Genomic DNA, 18,762 nt, shown 5'->3' with positions numbered 1-18,762 from the left:
CGGACATCTTGTTTTACACATATATAACCAAAAAGCCCAAAAAAATCTTTGGGCTTTTATTGAATTCATCTATATTTTGATCGAGCTTAGACTCGCACCCTGTACGAAAAAGCGTTCAATGCCTTTCTCAACAGATGGGTCCGGAATTAACGGTGGCGCCTGATGCGGCTTCACTCTGGCATCAATAATGATCTGGTCACAGCCCCAATGTTTATAGTTGTAACTGCTGTTCACACCGTACATATCATGGGACGGATTACTGCGGGTAAATGTCGCCCACAAGAAGTTGCTGAGGTTCGCACTCAGGAAAGAACTATCGTCACATAACACAATCAATGGACAAGAAGACAGGTCTCCTTTTTCCTTTAGCATATCCGTAAATGCCTTCATTTCTTGTTCTGTATCCGCATAACTGGTGAACGGCGCACCCTGAACGGCTACAACTCCTGGCATTACGAGCTGCGGATTGCTATACCCCCGGATATCCTTCAATGTCTCTGGTACTTCACGGCACAATTCCCGTTTCTTGTCCCCATAGGCTGCAAATACAACCTTACTGCCGCTGTTCAATCCGGTTCCCGAGTAATCCAGCGTATCGATCGTTGTATTGGTATGGAAATGAATGTCCCGTTGCAGATCCATTCGTTCCAGGATGTACGTCAGGAATTCCACTTCCCGGTGCGTATCCAGCGGTTGCTGATCTTCTGCTGTGATAAACAAATACTTCGCCAGACTGAGCTGGCCTGTACCCAGAATGCGACTCGCAATCGTAAGCAGCTCTGTTGGCTGTTTTACCGACTGATAGGGCGTATAACGCTCACTTCCGATCGCGAACAGAAGCGGATGCACTCCTGCTGCGTCGACAGCGTGGACTTCTTTTACACCCGGAATCTCCTGTTTAATGGCATCACCCGTAATTTCGTGAATCAAATCCCCAAATGCAGTATCCTCTTGCGGAGGACGACCCACCACGGTAAATGGCCAGATCGCATTCGGCTTGGCGTACACTTTATGCACTCTCATTAGCGGGAACGGATGGGTCAGACTGTAATATCCGAGATGATCACCAAACGGTCCTTCAGGCTTCGTCTCGTCCGGGTAAATATCACCCGTGATGACAAAATCGGCGTCATTGCTGATGCAATACCCATCCTTATAGCTGTAACGGAAACGACGGCCGGCAAGTAGTCCTGCGAAAGTCATCTCACTGAGGCCTTCCGGCAAAGGCATCACAGCAGAAAGTGTATGTGCCGGCGGCCCCCCAATGAAGATGCTCACTTTCAGAGGTTCTCCCTTTTTGACTGCTTTGGCCTGATGAATACCAATTCCGCGATGGATCTGATAATGAAGTCCAATTTCCTTATTCAGTTCATAATCATTACCACTTAGCTGTACCCGGTACATGCCCAGATTGGAGTTCATGATGCCTGGCTTGTCCGGGTCTTCCGAATAGACTTGAGGCAGTGTAACAAATGCTCCACCATCCATGGGCCAATGCTTGATCAACGGCAGATCCGAAATCTGAATCTCTTGCGCAGTTACAGGCAAACTGATGGACTTCTGCTTAGGTAGAGCCTGCCAGGCGGCAAGACCTGTGCTGATATGCTGAAATGGCGTCTTGAGTGCCTTCATTGGATCATCCCGAACAGCCATGACACGTTGTACACCTTCAAGCGTTCCACGGAACATGAATTTGCTTCGTTCCAGTGTACCGAACAGGTTGGAAACAGCCTGGAACTTCGAGCCTTTCACATTTTCGAAAAGCAGAGCTGGGCCTTTCGCCTCATGTACTTTCATATGTATCGCTGCCATCTCCAAATGAGGGTCCACTTCTTCCTTCACTCGAATCAAATGTCCATGTTGCTCTAGATCATTAATGCAATCTTCCATATTGCGATATTTCATTGGATGGCTCCATTCTTTATATAATAAATTGTTATGTTCATATATTCACATAGATGTGCAAGGGTAGCGGATAGAATCAAACGTTGAATCTACTTCATTCTCGTCACACTACAAATGGATTGATGCTCGCATCTCTTCTATCTTATCAAATCATCTGCCACTAAACAAAACAATATATTAAATCTCTTACGCAGCACACCAAAAAGCAATATTCAGGCAACAGGAGTCCTGCATTCATAAGGACCACAATTGCTTAAATATTGCTAATTGAGTTTACTTAAGATGCAATCGAAGGTCTTGGGATCGTAACCGTAAACTGCGTTCCTTCTCCAACCCTGCTCTCCACATCAATTGTACACTCATGTAATTTCAAAATTTTAATCACGATGGAAAGTCCTAATCCATTGCCTCTAAGTGCACTGCTCCGTGCTTTGTCCACCATATAAAATCGATCGAAAATATACGGAAGGTCTCCCTCCGGTATACCTTGTCCTGAATCTCTAATGGATACCTTCACAGATGACGGGGACATCTCGATTGCGACGTGAATGACCCCATCCGGCCCCGTATATTTTATCGCATTGTTGATTAAATTCTGCCAGACCTGCTCAAACAGATCTTTATCTAAGGTAATTTCGCAAGGTAATAAATCCAATTCAATTTTGATATTTTTGTGCGCCCACTGGGGCTCTGCTAATACGATCGCTCTTCTTAATTGTTCATCTAATTGAAAGGTAGTGAGATTAAACGGATGGTGCTCCGAATCCAGTGAGGCTAACCGGAGTAAATTATCACTTAGCCTGGAAAGGCGCAATGTTTCCTCGTATATGATATCCAGATGCTCTTTCTGCTCCTCCAATGGGATGACACCATCTTGCAGCGCTCTTGTAAACCCTCTAATCGATGTTAGTGGAGATTGCATTTCATGAGAGACATTACTGACAAAATCATCACGCACCGAGTCTATTTTTTGCAACTCACGAGCCATATGATTAAAACTCTCCATCAGCTCACCAAACTCATCTGGATTATTATGCTTCAAACGGACAGACAGATCGCCTGATGCCATTTTCTTAGCTGCAGCAGTTAGCCTTTTGATCGGTTTCACAATGTACCCAGACATGAACATGATTAATAAGCTTCCTATGATTAAGACAGTTAATAGCGATATAACTAATGTACGTTTCACATTATGAAAAATCGATGAAAAATTAATTTTGATCAGAAGCGCATCTTTCTCTTCATTCATCCTAGGAACACCGACAATCGCTGTTTCATCTTTATTGGATAGAATGAACGCTTCCCTGGTGTTTTCATCGAATAATTCATGAACTTTATCATCTGGTAAGGAAGCAAGCACTTCACTTTGTTCGTTCACGGAAGTTATATTCAAGCCGTATCGCGCAAAGATATTCAAACTTGTCTTCACTTTTTCCGGATCATCAATCAGATTTATCATCGTAGCGATATCTTCAGCAATCGTGACCATGGAGTGATTCGGTGTGTTTTCTTGAGACCGTATATTTAAAATAAAGGAGAGAATTAAACTAACGATCACTATACTAAAAAAAGTAACTACGATTCGTAGACGCAGGCTTTTCCTCACGATTTTCATACACTCTCCAAACGATATCCAAGTCCTCTAATCGTCGAAATGATCAGCTCGGGGATCGGTTCCAGCCGTTCTCTTAGCCTTTTGATATGCACGTCAACGGTACGCTCATCACCTTCATAATCGATACCCCATATATCTTCTATAAGCTGTGTACGTGTGAATATTTGCCCTGGCAAACTCGCCAAAGCAAACAATAACTCACATTCCTTCTTTTTCAATTCAACCGATTGAGCTCCTGCCTCCACTGTCAAATTGCTCAGATTAATCATTGCACCGCCTATATGAATAACATTCGATGAAATCTTGTTGTATCTCTTCATTAAAGATTTTACACGCAAGATTAACTCTACAGGATCAAAAGGTTTTACTAAATAATCGTCTGACCCTGCATTGAATCCTCTGACTTTATCCTTGGATTCTCCTTTGGCAGTCACCATCAGAATCGGAATGTCCATATAAGATCGAATATCTTCGGTCAGTTCAATACCATCTACACGTGGCATCATCACATCTACAATCGCTAAATCAATTTTGGTATGAGACAAGATATTCAGTGCTTCTTGGCCATCCGGCGCTTCCACAACGGAAAACTGATTAGTTTCAAGGTATATTCGAATCAATTTGCGGATATGGGAATCATCATCAACCACAAGAATCGTGTTCATTTATGCATTATCCTTTCCGCAATTTTCATTATTCACAACTGTATTTATTCATATCGTAAGGATTCCATCGGGTCCAGCTTGGCAGCTTTGGAAGATGGCATCAAACCAGCGATGATACTAATCACTGTACTTACAATGATTCCGAACAATATATAATATCCGGATAAATTAATTAGTTTTGCTCCAAAAGCGTTGACCAAAAGGATGTTCAACACGTAACTAATAATGACGGCGAAGACTACCGCAATGATACCACTAAACACTCCCAACAAAGCAGATTCGGAAAAGAAGATTCGCTTGATATCCTTCTTTCTGGCTCCAATCGCCCGAAGTATGCCGATTTCCTTCGTCCGTTCCACGACACTAATGTAAAGCACAACCAATATCATAATACCGGATACGAGCAACGAAATGCCTGCAATACCAGACAGAACGATCGTGGCCATATTCACATAAGTCGTGATATTTTCCATAATTTTTGCCGTCTGGGAGCCAGAGAAGCCAGCATCAACAGCAGCAGCATTAATATCATTGACATATTTCATATCGGTTGCATAAGCATTAACTTGAATCGGCCCAATCGTTATTCCTTTGTCCGTATACATTTGCTCCAACGTATCTGATGAAATGTAACCCGGAGATTGCTGCATGGGTGATCTTTGATCTGACGCTTCATAAATACCAGATATGGTTATTTCTTTCTCCAAAGTTACCGGTTTATTATTGCCATCCATCTCATTGATATATAGAACCACAGACTTGCCGATCATGGATTCAGCTTGGTCATTTCCGCTTAATTTATTCGCCGTATCGAGGGGTAACAACATCTCATTTTCTCCCGGAAGCGTACCCTTTGTTATCATTGCTGGATCAAAAGCATCCGTTAACGTCGTTAACTGCGTAAGTGCCACACTTTGCTTTGCATGAACCATAGTCGATTTTCCTGTAATGGTAGTGATCGTCTCTACATGATCCACATTAGGGAATTTGCGAATGGTCTCAATATCGGTCGCTGTAAAAGGTTCGCCTGCTGCCATCAAGGCTTGCGGGCCTTGCATATCTTTGGCATCTGCACTGGGCTTCGTTATATCCACAAGCAAAGGGTCCATACTTGAATTGATTTCGTCGTTCATATAACTCGTTATCCCATTACCCAAGGAGAGCATCAGAAGTACGCTTAAAATCCCGATCGACCCACCCAATGCAACCAGTACATTACGCTTGCCGTTGAGTTTCATATTTTTGAGAGCCATTTTGAAAGAAGCCAGTAAGCCCAAGTTTCTGGAAGCACCACGACTGCCTTCATAAGTGGTCAAGGAACGATCTTTTAGATGAATATCATCCTTAATCCGCCCCTCTTCTACCTTTACAATACGCGTACCGGAATCAGCTACTTTCTGCGAGTGAGTTACCGCAATGACCAGCATTCCTTTTTGCGCAATACTGTCCAGCAAAGCCAGGATTTGATCTCCGTTTTCCTTATCCAAAGCACCTGTTGGTTCATCCGCCAAAATAATGTCTGGATTGTTTGATAGTGCACGAGCAATGGAAACCCGTTGCTTCTGTCCACCCGACAGCTGGTTGGGCCGTTTATTCAGATGATTCTTCAGCCCGACCTCGGTCAAAATATCTATAGCGCGCTTATTGCGTTCCTTTTCACTTGTGTCCGTCATTTGCATGGCAATCGTAACATTCTCCAGCACAGACAGATGCGGGATCAGATTGAAATTTTGAAACACAAAGCCGATATTATTTTTCCGATAATCATCCATTTCCTTCTCAGTCATGGCACTTAAATTCTTTCCACGAACAAGGATCTCCCCTTCAAAATCGGAGTCCATTCCACCAATAATATTCATAAGGGTTGACTTTCCGCAACCCGATTCACCAAGGATCGAGACGAATTCTCCTGTTTCAAAGCTCAAATTCACATCGTGGAGCACAGGGACCTTTTCCTTACCATACAGCGTGTATGATTTCTTCACATGTTTAACTTCTAATATAGTCATCTTGATCTCTTCCTCTCCAAGTCATACACCCTATCTATATTGGCCATTTCACATTCTAACAAATTTGTGTGAACTGATAATGAACTGGACAATCTGAGTCTGCCTGGTAAAAGAAATACACTATGTAAGAAAAAGCAAACGGAGCCCTACATTCATTAGGACTCCGTTTGCTTAGTTCCGCTCGGGACATTAAATCCCTTCAACAATACGCTTCGCCCGAACCTCTACCTGACGGAAAAGTTCTTCCTCATCTATCGTTAGCAGCTGCCTGCCTCTCATCAGTACACGACCATTCACAATGGTGGTATCTACATCAGCTCCATTCACGCTGTATGCAAGCAATGATTCCAGCTCGTGAACCGGCTGCAAATGCGGTTTCTGCAGATCAATCAGAATCAGGTCGGCCTTGCGCCCAGCTTCCAGCACACCCACTTCATCCTGAAGGTTCAACAGACCTGCACTTCCCCGTGTAGACATGTGTAGTACCTCTCTTGCGGACAAGCGGGTAGGGTCACCATAATCCAGCTTTTGCAGCCAGGTTGCAGCCTTGATCTCTTCAAACATATCGATGGTTGTCGCACTTCCTGCCCCATCGGTTCCAAGACCCACGTTAATTCCCTGTGCAATCATCTCGGTAATTGGAGCAATTCCGCAGCCCAGCTTCAGATTGCTGACCGGATTGTGCGCTACTCCACCACGCATGCCTTTCAATCTGCCAATATCTCTGCGATTCAGGTGTACGCCATGGGCAAGCAGTACATGTGCCTTTTCGAACATACCTGCCTCTTCCAAGTACTCCGTTGGCGTCATGCCATAGCGTTCACGAATCTTCACAACTTCCTCTTTCGTCTCAGCCAGATGAATGTGGATAGGCACGTTCTCCTGTTCCGCCATCGTGATGACTTCCCGCAAAGGTTCTACTGGGCAAGTATAGGGAGAATGCGGGCCATACATCGTCGTAATTCGACCCTCTGCCTTACCCGACCAACGCTGCACCAAATCGACAGCTTCCTGTAATCTGCGCCCCCCGTCATCCTCCACGAATACCATGCCGCGTGTGAGCGATGCCCGAATACCGGTTTTCGTTACCGCTTCTGCAATTTCATTCATGTGAATGTACATATCAGCGTAAGCTGTAGTTCCTGAACGGATCATCTCGGCGATGGATAATTGTGCTCCCCAGTATATATCTTCGGGTGTCATCCGGGCTTCTGCAGGCAGCATCTTACGGTCAAGCCAGTCCATCAGCTTCAGATCATCCGAGAATGCTCGTAACAGACTCATCGGTGTATGCTGGTGAGCATTGATCAGGCCCGGCATTGCCACTTTATGTTGACCATCCATAATGTCATCACCCGGTTGAGCCTGAATGTGGGGAGCAATCTCTACGATCCGGTCACCTACAATGCGAATATCCCCCTTGAAGGGGGAATCGGTGTCTTTCATCGTTAAGATTGTGGCTTGCTGGATTAAAATACTCATTCGTTTCCCAACTCCTCTAGGTTTGGATTGTCTTACTTCCAAATCCGAGGATAAGCCTTCACGTAACGGCAAGGTCAAGATTAAGTTAATTTTTGAGTCGTCATTGTTCTGAAACTTTGGATAAAAGGTTTGGGATCTATGTTGACCATATAAGGATAGACTCCGGTGCTGGTATGTAGATAGAAGAAACCACCTTCATTCCCCATTCTCCGAAAGGACATGTCGAACACTTCCGTAATGTTAAACTCGCGGTATTTCGTTACAATCTTGTCCGAGTAAAGGATCATGGACCGATCGCTCTGCAGTACTTCCTGTGCGAGACCCGTCACTTCTCTCTGTACTTTGTAATAAGGCAATACAGCAATGCAGTTCATGATCTCCCTCCGTTCTAGCATGATTATTTGTTCCATCATAGCAGATCGGAGAGCCTGAGCAAAAAAAATGATCCAAACACATATATGATTTACGTGATCTTCGTTGTTACTTTCAATGGAAAACGTAGTGCTTCCTGAATATGCTGCAAAGAAAGGCATTGTTCAATGTGATAAACACCATGCGGCAGTTCCGTCCGATACATTCGCTCCGCTACTGCCGCCGCAACTGCTGCTGTTGCATCTGCTTCACGCTCGCCAACCAGCAGCTGCTCGACATGGACTTGTTTGCCCTTTTTCCATCCCACTGCATCTATCTTAACTGCAAACATCGGCTCCCCTCCGGGAATAACCCCAAAAGCCTTGACCGTACCATTACGAAGGGAGGGAACATGCAGTAGTTTGAACAGCCCAATACGTTTCGAGATTGCCATGGATCTGGTCATCCAACGGGAATCGAGACATAACCGAGTGGAAACCGTTGGAATACGAAGTGTACGAGCAACGACGTGTTGATCCGAAAAGTTAAACCGATACGCTTTCCTGCGGCCCAGATCTGCCCCAAAATCAATCCATTTACCATCGTGAAAACTTTGCACTTCGACTGGCTTGCCCTTTTTCATGACCTGATAGGTAGCATTCATCTGATCCACAGTCCACTCCACCGCGGCTTTCCCGTGTTTCTCACCCAGTCCCAGCATAACGGTAATGTCCGCTTTGTCTACTTGTTCCATATGGGCACCTGCTTCACGCACAAGCAGATTGGTCACACCAGGCGACAGTCCCACACTAAGCATGGCTGTTGCTTTGGAACGCTGCATTTTGGAATGCAGCTGTTCGACCTGACCCAGAAAGTCATAATTGGCTGAAATATCGATATAATCTGTCCCTGCTTTCGCACAAGCCTCGACAAATCGGGTATCCGTCTGGTCCACACACATGACCACCAACTTGACCGATTGAAGCACAACAGGATCAATCGCTTTTCGTACATCCAATTGAAGCGGCTGGACTATACCACCCGTAGATCGGCTGAATTCCTCAGCCCGATTCATCCGCGTACCTGCCGCCCATACCTTGCCGGGAAACAATCGTCCCAGTTGCGTACATATCATTTGCCCCACCTGACCGTATCCGCCAACAACCCAAATCTGGTCTTTCACAGAATCTGTTTTAGTCTCGTTTCGCATAATATCCCTCCACCCAAAATGCTCCGAAATAAGGTGTAATGTGCGAGAATCCGCATTCTTTCATCAGCCCAATCATTTGTTCAGATGAGATAGGATCCGATTCTCGGCCAAGGGAAGCTGCAAACCGCTCCCATTCTTCAAGCTGAATACCATTACTTAACATGTGATCCTGCCAGGCTTGCATCATGGTTGGATATACAGGCGAATGAAGATCAGCATTCACTGCTGCAATAATGAGTGGCGCCCCAGACTTGAGTCTGGCCGCTAGATTGGACAGGAACCGTCTTTTGGACTCGATCCCCTGAATAAAATGCAGCATTAGCATACTTGTTGCCCCGTCGTAGACCTCATCTTCCGGTAACGCTTCAAGCGTCATGAATTTAAGTTGCACTCTGGCTTCGATTCCCGCTTCCTGGACTCTTCTCTCTGCTAACTGAAGCATCGGCTGGGAAGAATCTACTCCAGTAAACGTCCATCCCGCATGGCGAGAACCAAGCAGAGCTATTTCCTTACCTCCACCGGCTCCGACAATTAGTATTTTAGCCTCGTTGTTATCCGTGATAGAAGCGACAAGCAGCCGCTCCATCAGATCATGCATATGAGAATAACCCGGAATTTTCAGGGCTATCGATTGTTCGTAACGGTTTTCATCTGCCGTATCCCAGCTCATAGATGGTTGATTGTGGTCCATCGATACTACACTCCTCATGGATTCAAGTTAGACTTGACTCTTCGTTCGTCTAATTTCATTATAAAAGGATACGCAGAGCCTACAATCCCAGAACAATGGGATATCTGCATGAGGAGAGGAGATAGCTTTAATGACATCAGGTATGGAACCGAACCAGCGACTCATTACTTCTCTCGAAAAAGGAACCTGGACCTCGCGTACCTACCGGGAAGCTGTCCTAAAACAAATTCAGAATATCGTTCCCTATGACGCGTATTGCTTCACAACGGTTGATCCACAAACTCTTCTCTCAACGGGTGCCGTGACAGAAGACGGCATTGAAGCCATTCATGATCGGCTGTTCGTTAATGAATACATGGAAGAAGACATACATAAGTATGCTGATTTGATTCGCAGCGGTGAGTATACAGCGATCCTTCATGCATCGATAAGCGGAAACCCAGTATCCAGCGCTCGATATCATAACATCCTTCAACCCGCAGGTTTCGGTGATGAACTTCGGGCTGTACTGGTCAGTGGCGGAGCCTGTTGGGGGTATCTGACCCTATATCGCAAGACGGAACAACCCTTATTCACGGAAGAGGAGCGACTGAGCATTCAGGCCTGGACTCCTTCTATTGCATCGATGTTACGATCCACAAGTCTGACTCTTGTGGACGAGATTAAGAGCGGAAGTCCCACGGACCCAGGTATTATGATCACATCCGACGCTTTCGAGCTGTTATCCGTGAACGCTCCTGCTCAGTATTGGCTATCGCAATTACGTTTACTGGAGCATGTGGGACCAGATGTATTGCCACGCCCAGTCCGGGCAGTCAGTTCGCATTTACAGCGTCAGATTCGTACAGATTCCGACCTGATGGTTGCGCAAGAACCTATCCTTCATTCGCCTTCCAAAGTTTGCATTCAACTCCTGGATGGCCGTTACCTTGTGCTTCATGCCAGCCGCATGCAACAGTTCTCAGGTCCAGATCAGATTGCGATCAGGCTTGAACAGGCTATGCCGCAGGACTTATTGCCTTTACTCGCCGAGAGTCATGGGTTGTCCATTCGGGAACGGGAACTATTGGGTTACGTGCTGCGCAGTTATTCTTCCAAAGAAATTGCGGAAGCGATGCATATATCTGCTTACACGGTACAGGATCATTTGAAATCCATTTTTGCCAAAACAGACGTATCCTCCCGCCGTGAGTTAATCTGGTATTTTGTATCCCGTTTCCAGTTGTCTGATATGCCGGCAATTTGAATGTCATAACCTGGACATACAAAAAGATGCCTTGTCCCATGGGACAAGGCATCTTTGCGCTACATGATGGTGCAGAACATCCGTTATATCAACACATACGTTAAATTTATATAATTCTAGTGCACCAATCTCATCAGTGAAAACTTAGGACTTAGCGGGCTTCGCAGGTTTGATGTTTTTGTTCTTTACCTGCACAGCCACGGGCTCTTGCGGGTGTTCAACCGGATACAATTTGCGGAACAATAACGTCTGCAAGACCAGGAATGAACCGCCGATCGTCCAATACAGCGGCATCGCTGCAGGTGCCGAAAGCGAGAAAAAGGCCATCATCAAAGGAGAGATATATCCCATGATTGCGAATTGTTTTCGCTGTTCCGGCGCCATATTGGCTTGCGATACCTTGGCTTGGATCAGATAAATTATTGCTACCACGACTGCAAGCACATAGTCAGGCGCTCCTAATTTGAACCACAGAAAGGAGTGAGATGACAACTCCGGCGTAAGCCGAATAGCCGTGTAGATACCTGACAGAATGGGCAACTGAATCAGCAGTGGCAAGCATCCAATATTCAGCGGATTGAACTTGTGCTTCTTGTACAGCTCCATCGTTTCCTGCGAAAGCTTCTGCTTATCGGCTGGGTCGTTTTTGCCCTCATACTTTTTCTTGAGCGCATCCATCTCCGGCTTCATAGCATTCATGATCACTCGGGTGCCTTGCTGAGATTTTGCTTGTCGCATCATCAATGGCAACAACGCAAGACGGATAACGAGGGTAATCACAATAATGGCTACCCCATAACTTCCATTAAATATCGTTGCGATATGCTGAATGAGATACGACAGCGGAAATACAACATAATGGTTAAAGAACCCTGGTGTTGATGAATTAATCTCTGAGACGTTGTTACTGCATCCAGCCAGTAGCATCACTGCAAAAAGAATTGCAATTAGGCCATAGATCCGTCCCTTGCCAGATGTAACAGTGAACCCCTTGCTTGTCTTATGTCCCATATATATCCTCCTCGTTGTTTTGTAGAAAGTACATACAACGAGGAATGGCAATCTGGTTCATCTTCATCCGGGGATTCTCTTCGTCTGACGATTCGACTTAAAGCTTCAGGTCTGTGTTGTCCGTCCAAGGACAAGGTTGGCAATCCAGGCTCCAGACCACCTCCGGCCCCACCTTCCATCCAGTACTCTGTTATGCCACAATGCAGATGGGCAATATAAGCGTAACTGACTGTGAAAATGAGTCCGAGTGAAAATATATACGGTATCAATTCCTGAAGTTCAAACAAGGGATTCACCCCCTTTATAGGTTAGTTTTTATAGTATAACACTTACATATTGATTTTGCATAAATTCATTGTTGGAAAACAGGTTGATGAATTCATTCCATTCTCAATTTGGACAATTCTAGATTAGCTCTATGTCTTGCCATATTAAAAGAAGTCCATGAACTCTCTTCACCCAAGTCGAAGTTGGCTTCACGATCCAACATTTCCCCTTTCAAATTCGGGTACTCTCTCTGGGCAAATTCCCGCAATAGCGGAACGGCATCTGCAGATAAACTCGCCAAGTAGGATGTATCAATAATGCCTGTCTGATGATATCGTGCAATATTGAGCTCCGCAATTCGTTTATCCATACCCACATAGTTGACTATCACATATGCTGTAAGGGACAGTACAATATACCAGCGGATCAACGGTATGGATGTATATCGGATTCGAAGAGCGGCAATAAGCAGCAGCAGGGCCAGAAAAATCATAAATGCATGTACGAGAAATCGAATGTAGGTATATCCGTAAGCCTGTTCATACAGGTTGAGGCGTATAAACGCCGAGTACAGCATGATTGCGGAACAACCCACCAGGACAAAGAGCAGCACCTGATGCACAACTGAACCTATTTTGCCGCTTGAACGCGTGAACTGAAGGGCGATGATCAGGATGAGAAAATTAATGCCTGTTACCAGTATCAGCTCCACAAATCCACTTCTTGCATATTCCGCATAGGACAAGTCTGACGGAAGATGCCCCTCACCCGCTCCAAAAAGATAAGAAAATTGTACAAGCACAAACAGAACGTATACACAGTTGATAACCATCAGCATCGTGCCCATAATGACGGGGTCCAATCTAAAAGGTTCACGATGAGCTTGAGTAGAAATTGCCTCTGATGAGATCTTATTTGCTGTCTGACCCTCAATGATTGAGTTCAAGGAAGGATTCTCTTGTATGGAATTCATGGAAACGTCTTCTCGCTTTTCGATTTCTGAAGCAACCGTATTTGCTTTTACATTTTTCCAATGTGCATTCTCTCTTTTCTCCGATTCATATTGCATCGGCTGCACAAATCCCCATACGTAACTGAACAATAAAACGCCCGCAATGAGAATCCAGATCACTCTCGGCAGCCCTGGTGTCAGTGTCAGTTGATTTAACCATTCCGGAAAACCAGATAAATACTGATTAAAAATCCCATCTGCAGAGGAGAGCAGTGCTACGACTACGATGAGGATGGGAACGGATGCGATAAGGCCAATGAATACTTTGAAAGCAACCGTTTTCTGCGTTTTGCCCAAGCCACGTCCTCCTGTTTTCACAATAATGCTTGCAACCGTTCCCCAATGACGGATGGATTGTGGCAGCAAATGGTCCAATGCGGTACCGATCAATCCAATATTCCACCATTGTCTCTGTTTTCTACCGACTAGATAAGTCATATGTAAGATAATAAGCCCTGGTACGACCAGGAAATTAAGTATACGCAGCGGTTTATTGTCGTATAACAGAAACGTCAGCGCCAGCATCAGTACCACCCCAGCCACAAAAGCATTAATCATGGTCAATGACCGCATGCGGTCTCTGGCAAACAAGAACATAAAGCCATAAAAGAGGATAACAAAGATGGGATAAGAAACACCAGGCTCCTTGCCATAAAACAAATACTGATGAATGATAGCTAACATTAATGCCGATAGTAGCGTAATTAAAGCGCGATTGGGTGAAGCCATTATCTTATCAATCATGGGAAATACCTCCATTAACTTTCTAGGTTTAATTCTAGATGATAAAATAAGAATATAAATAGAAATTAAAAACGATAAAACTTCTTATTTTATTATATTGCATCAGCTACAACCTCCAGGAGGAATCCAAACCTTGAAATTACATCAGCAATATTTGCTGCTCCATAGCCAGTTTGGTCAACTTGTAGAGCATGAAGTAACGCTTTCTGACCTTGCGGAACTGCTCGAGTGTACACACCGTAACACATTAACGATCGTAAAAAAAATGATTGCCCAAGACTGGATACGGTGGGTGTCCCAGCGCGGACGTGGACGGCGTTCTACGCTGACCCTGCTTATTCCGGCTGATCAAATTGCTGCAGAATACATGATGCAGGCCATGAATCGCCGCGAGTTGCAGCAAGCCGCCGAACAGGTTGGTGCTTATTCTAGTTCTACGACAATGCAAGATCATCTAAACCAGTGGCTGCTTGGTTATTCTGGACACCATACGGAAACTGGTAGCCATTATGAGCGAATTGATACGCTCAGGTTACCAATCCGCCAACAACTGCATGCGCTTGATCCTCTTTTTATCAATTTGCTGGCAGAATCTTTTGTCACCAGTCATGTGTTCGACGGGCTGGTTCAACGTAATGAACATGGGGAGATTGTTCCTTGTCTGTCTCATACCTGGGATATCAGTTCAGATCGGAAAACATGGTTCTTTTATTTGCGTAAAGGGATTACTTTTCACAATGGACACCTGCTGACAGCCGCGGATGTAGTGTATACATTTGAACGACTGCAATCCACAGAACGGCGGACATTATACCGCGATGTGAGCAAACAAATTCTATCGCTTGAAGCAACAGATCCCTTGACCGTTTGTTTCAAACTCAAAGCCCCTCACGAATTGTTTTTGCCCTTTCTTTCTACGAGCCGTGCAGCGATTGTTTCACAAGCCACGTACGGGCAACATAAAGATGGAGACAAGGAACCAGATGTACCGAATACCATGCAAAGGCCTATAGGAACCGGGCCTTTCAAGGTTACAACCTGGGATGATCACTTGTGCAGACTTGAAGCTTTTCCGATGTATTTTCAAGGCAGAGCCCACCTGGACCGTGTAGATATTCTACAAATCCCGTGGAGTGCTCCTGCACATTTGGATGAAAAACAAGATATCGAATCTCCTTTCTTCCACCTTGTTCATAATCCATCCTCGTCTGAGGGTAGAGACTGGACACAGATTAGTGCAGGCGTGATGGTACGCAAATTACTCACTTGTAATACACAAAAAACCGGACCGCTAAGCGATCCGGATGTAAGAGCACATGTTCAGGCGTGCATTACTAAATTGTATGGGAATGGCATGAATGAAAGTAATGAACGTGATCCAGGAGATGCTGATAAAGTGTTGATGAATGCAGAAGAATTGACTTATTTGTCTCAGCACTCTACTTTTGATCTACCTATCCCCTTACACATCACAACCATTCCTCAGTATCGGATGGATGCTAGACGTTTGGCATCGTCATTGGAAATGTACGGCTTCACATGTACTGTCCGCATAGGCACGATGGAGCAATTCAAAGGGAACCTGAGACTGGAATCCGATCTGATTCTCTTCTCCCTAATTCGGGACCGGGACGAAGAATTACGCAGGTACGATCTCTATCTCACTTTATCCGAACATCTGGAGGAATCTTCCAAGAAGAGTGTTCAAGAGATGCTGAAAGCTGTTGTTGCTTCGCAAATAGCAGCAGACCGATCTGCCGAACTGGATCGGATCGAACAATTTCTGGTGCAGCAGAGTTTATTATTCCATTTAACTGAAAAACCTGTGGAGACTGCCTACCTGCCTTCCGTTCGTGGCCTCTCCTTCAACAGCCAGGGATGGGTAAACCTCAGGCACATCTGGTTCCCGTGAATGCTTGTTAAACGAGCATAACAATCCATTTGTTTCAAGATTCGGTAATGATTTTGCATGTTTATGAACTGGTCATTGGGTCGGCATTCACCTTCTGCCGTATTTTTTCATTTTTCTTGGAAATGATATCCTTCCGACGATAAATACCGAGAAGTAAACCAAGCATGGCATAATCATAAATCAGGTGATTCCCATATCCAATAAAAGGAAAAGAAATACTTAGGATTGGAACCTTACCGGTAGTCATCGCCAACGAATAGATGATTTGCAATGCAAACATGGCGGTGATACTGACAATAATCATTCGACTGAAATCATCCCGAATGCGAGGTAGTATCTTCATCATACTGGCAACATACCAGACGACACCCACCAATAACAGTATCCCAGCTGACCAGCCAAACACATCAATGAGCAGCACACCTGGGTAATTATAATAACTCGTTTTAAACATGTCGAACGTTGTATCAATCCCATTTCCCCACCAGCCGGCTGATCGAATAATTTCAATAATGGAATAATTGCTATATCCACTCCCGTGAGGGTCATCCTGAAGATTCAAAACGACAGAGAGCCTCTCCAGGCGGCCGTACTGATCTGCAAAAAACAATAACAATACAAAAATACTTCCTGTTACAACAGCACCTATGGCTGTATAAAGCCATTTTTTCGTGAGCCAGCCAAATAAAATAATGCACATTGTGCCAAACAGAAACATGCGAACCCAGTCCGACATTTGAAATAGTAGCACTAACGGTAACGCTACCATTGCAATGTAGGTCAATATGGATTGCATATTACAATTGGAACGAAGCTTGTCCAGCATAATTGTGCCAATGGCTAGTGGTACTACCCACATTGAAACCGTCGTCACATCTAGCACAAAGCCGAATGGTAACGTCCAAAATCTATTTATACCATTGTAAGTTGAAGATAATGCTGGATTGATCCACAGCATGGCATTAAGTAGGATATAGATCCACCAGGCCGCTCTTTTAAACTTTCGATAATCAAAGTAAATAAAGAACAACATAAATATGAAACCCATAACGGTGTATATTACATGATTGCTATATAACTCCTTATATATTTCTACTGTAACATTGGTTGTAAAAATCCACATTAACAACAGGCTAACTGTAGCCAATCCAATTATTCCAACTAACAGCCCCCAATGCATACGATGACGATGCAATCTGTGCATACTTTTGCCCACCACTGCAGGATCACCCATCTGCTCAATGGCGTATGCAGCTGCCTCTTCCTGGCTCAGTCCCTCTTGCTCCTTGTCCAACATCATTTCTTCCATGTGGTTGCCAAGCTCATCACGCAGATCATTATGTACTTCACGTGCCTTAACCTGACTACACAGTTGATCAAGATAATGTTTAATCTTCTCATGTCGATCCGTCATGTTAAGCCTCCCTCTCCAAGCACCCGATCTACGGCACCGCGGAATAAAAGCCACTCGGCTTTTTTATGCTGTAAAGCCTCCACACCCTTGTCACAAATGGAATAATATTTACGTTTCCTACCTTCAACCTCCATCCAGTAAGACTCCACCCATCCCTCAAGCTCCATCGCGTGCAGAATGGGATATAACGTACCTTCCTTTAAATTAAACACACCCTCGGATTGACGATGGAGTTCCTTGATCAATTCATAACCGTAAAGCGGCTGTTCCTTCAATAACGTAAGAATCAATGTCTCCGTGCTGCCTTTAATCATTTGTTTGTTTACCTGCAATGCTGTCACTCCCTTTGTTCATGCTTCAACGCACAATAACAACTACCACTTTTACTACAGTTCATAGAACTTCAAATGAACCTAATAAATCCACTTAGCTATATACATCGGAAATCTATGCATAGTAAAACTAGGTATAATATTACCTGATTCTTCCTTTTCTGTCTAGCTATCAATTGAAGGCGTTTATGATAAAATAAACAAGTCATTTCACACCTGAGGTGCCATTATGAATCTCTTATTCGTACTCACACATTACATATTCTTTCTATTCATTATGAGGAGGCAATTCAAACCATGAGCAAACTTATTTTCTTTCTTGGCGGGGCCGGGAGCGGCAAAACAACCCTTGCTAAAGCCCTCTCGCGTAAACATAAAGCTGCTTTTTTGGATATGGATATCCTGCTGCGTCCTGCTGCTGAAGCAATAATGACCCTGCAGGGACTCGATCCATCCGATCGGGATTCACCGGAATACAAACGGCTGTGCCGTGATTTGGGATACCGTATTACGATGGATGCAGCACTAGACAATGTGCAATTGGGTATCGATACGGTTGTTGTAGGACCCTTTACCAAAGAAATCGGAACTCCGGACTGGATCGAGCAGGAACTCGCACAGATTGGACGTTCCCTGGATGATACAGATGTACGTGTGGCCTATATTTATCTTGCAAATGAAGCTTTGTATCGAGAGCGGATTACAGCCAGACAATCACAGCTGGATGAGTGGAAGCTGGAGAACTGGGATGCCTTCACAGCTTCACTTGCACGTAAACAAGTAGCCTGGCCCTTGCCCGCCTCAGCCGTGGCTTATATCGATAATTCCGATGAGAACCCTGATATCGCTTTTGCTGAAGTCGAACAACGAATGTACGAATAAAATGTGTAATCGAA

16 protein-coding genes are annotated in these 18,762 nt (G+C 44.7%); 3 read left to right on the top strand and 13 right to left on the bottom strand.

Annotation, left to right across the window (positions count from 1 at the left end; all coding sequences use genetic code 11):
* Nucleotides 1-69 precede the first annotated feature (69 nt).
* The 8 genes from HP548_RS19840 to HP548_RS19805 all read right to left on the bottom strand — a co-directional run bounded on the left by HP548_RS19840 (nucleotide 70) and on the right by HP548_RS19805 (nucleotide 9,928).
* Complete coding sequence (locus tag HP548_RS19840; RefSeq protein ID WP_076291030.1) at nucleotides 70-1,905, bottom strand: UbiD family decarboxylase; 1,836 nt, start codon at nucleotides 1,903-1,905, stop codon at nucleotides 70-72.
* A gap of 277 nt (nucleotides 1,906-2,182) precedes the next feature.
* The gene (locus HP548_RS19835) at nucleotides 2,183-3,520 is read right to left on the bottom strand and encodes a sensor histidine kinase (RefSeq protein ID WP_175382609.1); all 1,338 of its coding nucleotides are present in this window, start codon (nucleotides 3,518-3,520) and stop codon (nucleotides 2,183-2,185) included.
* The gene (locus HP548_RS19830) at nucleotides 3,517-4,185 is read right to left on the bottom strand and encodes a response regulator transcription factor (RefSeq protein WP_099852690.1); all 669 of its coding nucleotides are present in this window, start codon (nucleotides 4,183-4,185) and stop codon (nucleotides 3,517-3,519) included. Before HP548_RS19830 ends, HP548_RS19835 begins: the two co-directional genes overlap by 4 nt.
* Nucleotides 4,186-4,229: 44 nt before the next feature.
* Nucleotides 4,230-6,194, bottom strand: coding sequence for an ABC transporter ATP-binding protein/permease (locus tag HP548_RS19825; protein WP_175382608.1), 1,965 nt, complete (start codon nucleotides 6,192-6,194; stop codon nucleotides 4,230-4,232).
* A gap of 189 nt (nucleotides 6,195-6,383) precedes the next feature.
* A complete protein-coding gene (locus HP548_RS19820; protein ID WP_099852697.1) occupies nucleotides 6,384-7,676 on the bottom strand; it encodes an amidohydrolase in 1,293 nt (430 codons plus the stop codon).
* Between the two features lie 80 nt (nucleotides 7,677-7,756).
* Complete coding sequence (locus HP548_RS19815; RefSeq protein WP_076291026.1) at nucleotides 7,757-8,050, bottom strand: hypothetical protein; 294 nt, start codon at nucleotides 8,048-8,050, stop codon at nucleotides 7,757-7,759.
* An 89-nt stretch (nucleotides 8,051-8,139) separates the two neighbouring features.
* Nucleotides 8,140-9,237, bottom strand: a complete 1,098-nt coding sequence (locus HP548_RS19810) for a saccharopine dehydrogenase family protein (RefSeq protein WP_175382607.1) — start codon at nucleotides 9,235-9,237, stop codon at nucleotides 8,140-8,142.
* Nucleotides 9,221-9,928 carry a class I SAM-dependent methyltransferase gene (locus HP548_RS19805; RefSeq protein ID WP_175382606.1) on the bottom strand — a complete coding sequence of 236 codons (708 nt, stop codon included), beginning with the start codon at nucleotides 9,926-9,928 and terminating at the stop codon, nucleotides 9,221-9,223. The genes HP548_RS19810 and HP548_RS19805 overlap by 17 nt, the downstream gene beginning before the upstream one ends.
* A 130-nt stretch (nucleotides 9,929-10,058) precedes the next feature.
* Between HP548_RS19805 and HP548_RS19800 the strand changes: the two genes are divergently transcribed.
* Nucleotides 10,059-11,174, top strand: coding sequence for a helix-turn-helix transcriptional regulator (locus HP548_RS19800; RefSeq protein WP_175382605.1), 1,116 nt, complete (start codon nucleotides 10,059-10,061; stop codon nucleotides 11,172-11,174).
* 144 nt (nucleotides 11,175-11,318) lie between these two features.
* Here HP548_RS19800 and yidC read toward each other — a convergent pair whose 3' ends face one another.
* The 3 genes from yidC to HP548_RS19785 all read right to left on the bottom strand — a co-directional run bounded on the left by yidC (nucleotide 11,319) and on the right by HP548_RS19785 (nucleotide 14,208).
* Complete coding sequence (gene yidC, locus HP548_RS19795; protein ID WP_099852708.1) at nucleotides 11,319-12,185, bottom strand: membrane protein insertase YidC; 867 nt, start codon at nucleotides 12,183-12,185, stop codon at nucleotides 11,319-11,321.
* Nucleotides 12,122-12,472 carry a hypothetical protein gene (locus tag HP548_RS19790; protein WP_175382604.1) on the bottom strand — a complete coding sequence of 117 codons (351 nt, stop codon included), beginning with the start codon at nucleotides 12,470-12,472 and terminating at the stop codon, nucleotides 12,122-12,124. The genes yidC and HP548_RS19790 overlap by 64 nt, the downstream gene beginning before the upstream one ends.
* A gap of 92 nt (nucleotides 12,473-12,564) precedes the next feature.
* Nucleotides 12,565-14,208, bottom strand: coding sequence for a DUF4153 domain-containing protein (locus tag HP548_RS19785; RefSeq protein WP_246318133.1), 1,644 nt, complete (start codon nucleotides 14,206-14,208; stop codon nucleotides 12,565-12,567).
* Between the two features lie 133 nt (nucleotides 14,209-14,341).
* Here HP548_RS19785 and HP548_RS19780 point away from each other — a divergent pair, with 133 nt between their 5' ends.
* Nucleotides 14,342-16,120 carry an ABC transporter substrate-binding protein gene (locus HP548_RS19780; protein WP_175382603.1) on the top strand — a complete coding sequence of 593 codons (1,779 nt, stop codon included), beginning with the start codon at nucleotides 14,342-14,344 and terminating at the stop codon, nucleotides 16,118-16,120.
* Between the two features lie 61 nt (nucleotides 16,121-16,181).
* On the opposite strand, the gene HP548_RS19775 is transcribed toward HP548_RS19780, so the two are convergent.
* Together HP548_RS19775 and HP548_RS19770 are read right to left on the bottom strand one after the other, a co-directional pair.
* Entirely contained in the window at nucleotides 16,182-17,534 is a 1,353-nt protein-coding gene (locus tag HP548_RS19775; RefSeq protein WP_175382602.1) for an FtsW/RodA/SpoVE family cell cycle protein, read from the bottom strand.
* Nucleotides 17,531-17,866 carry a PadR family transcriptional regulator gene (locus HP548_RS19770; protein WP_024631897.1) on the bottom strand — a complete coding sequence of 112 codons (336 nt, stop codon included), beginning with the start codon at nucleotides 17,864-17,866 and terminating at the stop codon, nucleotides 17,531-17,533. Before HP548_RS19770 ends, HP548_RS19775 begins: the two co-directional genes overlap by 4 nt.
* Nucleotides 17,867-18,163: 297 nt before the next feature.
* On the opposite strand from HP548_RS19770, the gene HP548_RS19765 reads away from it, so the two are divergent.
* Nucleotides 18,164-18,748, top strand: coding sequence for an AAA family ATPase (locus HP548_RS19765; protein WP_175382601.1), 585 nt, complete (start codon nucleotides 18,164-18,166; stop codon nucleotides 18,746-18,748).
* The last annotated feature ends 14 nt before the right edge of the window (nucleotides 18,749-18,762 follow it).

The sequence above is a fragment of the Paenibacillus taichungensis genome (assembly GCF_013359905.1).
GTDB classification, from domain to species: Bacteria; Bacillota; Bacilli; order Paenibacillales; family Paenibacillaceae; genus Paenibacillus; species Paenibacillus taichungensis.
Note: the sequence above shows the minus strand (reverse complement) of the source record. Positions and strands in the feature narration are given on the sequence as shown.

What these genes read in the sequence shown, in the direction of transcription:
- HP548_RS19765 (WP_175382601.1), top strand. Translation starts at nt 18,164, where the DNA reads ATGAGCAAACTTATTTTCTTTCTTGGCGGGGCCGGGAGCGGCAAAACA.
- HP548_RS19840 (WP_076291030.1), bottom strand. Translation starts at nt 1,905, where the DNA reads ATGAAATATCGCAATATGGAAGATTGCATTAATGATCTAGAGCAACAT.
- HP548_RS19820 (WP_099852697.1), bottom strand. Translation starts at nt 7,676, where the DNA reads ATGAGTATTTTAATCCAGCAAGCCACAATCTTAACGATGAAAGACACC.
- HP548_RS19835 (WP_175382609.1), bottom strand. Translation starts at nt 3,520, where the DNA reads ATGAAAATCGTGAGGAAAAGCCTGCGTCTACGAATCGTAGTTACTTTT.
- HP548_RS19815 (WP_076291026.1), bottom strand. Translation starts at nt 8,050, where the DNA reads ATGAACTGCATTGCTGTATTGCCTTATTACAAAGTACAGAGAGAAGTG.
- HP548_RS19800 (WP_175382605.1), top strand. Translation starts at nt 10,059, where the DNA reads ATGACATCAGGTATGGAACCGAACCAGCGACTCATTACTTCTCTCGAA.
- HP548_RS19775 (WP_175382602.1), bottom strand. Translation starts at nt 17,534, where the DNA reads ATGACGGATCGACATGAGAAGATTAAACATTATCTTGATCAACTGTGT.
- HP548_RS19830 (WP_099852690.1), bottom strand. Translation starts at nt 4,185, where the DNA reads ATGAACACGATTCTTGTGGTTGATGATGATTCCCATATCCGCAAATTG.
- yidC (WP_099852708.1), bottom strand. Translation starts at nt 12,185, where the DNA reads ATGGGACATAAGACAAGCAAGGGGTTCACTGTTACATCTGGCAAGGGA.
- HP548_RS19805 (WP_175382606.1), bottom strand. Translation starts at nt 9,928, where the DNA reads ATGGACCACAATCAACCATCTATGAGCTGGGATACGGCAGATGAAAAC.
- HP548_RS19810 (WP_175382607.1), bottom strand. Translation starts at nt 9,237, where the DNA reads ATGCGAAACGAGACTAAAACAGATTCTGTGAAAGACCAGATTTGGGTT.
- HP548_RS19825 (WP_175382608.1), bottom strand. Translation starts at nt 6,194, where the DNA reads ATGACTATATTAGAAGTTAAACATGTGAAGAAATCATACACGCTGTAT.
- HP548_RS19785 (WP_246318133.1), bottom strand. Translation starts at nt 14,208, where the DNA reads ATGATTGATAAGATAATGGCTTCACCCAATCGCGCTTTAATTACGCTA.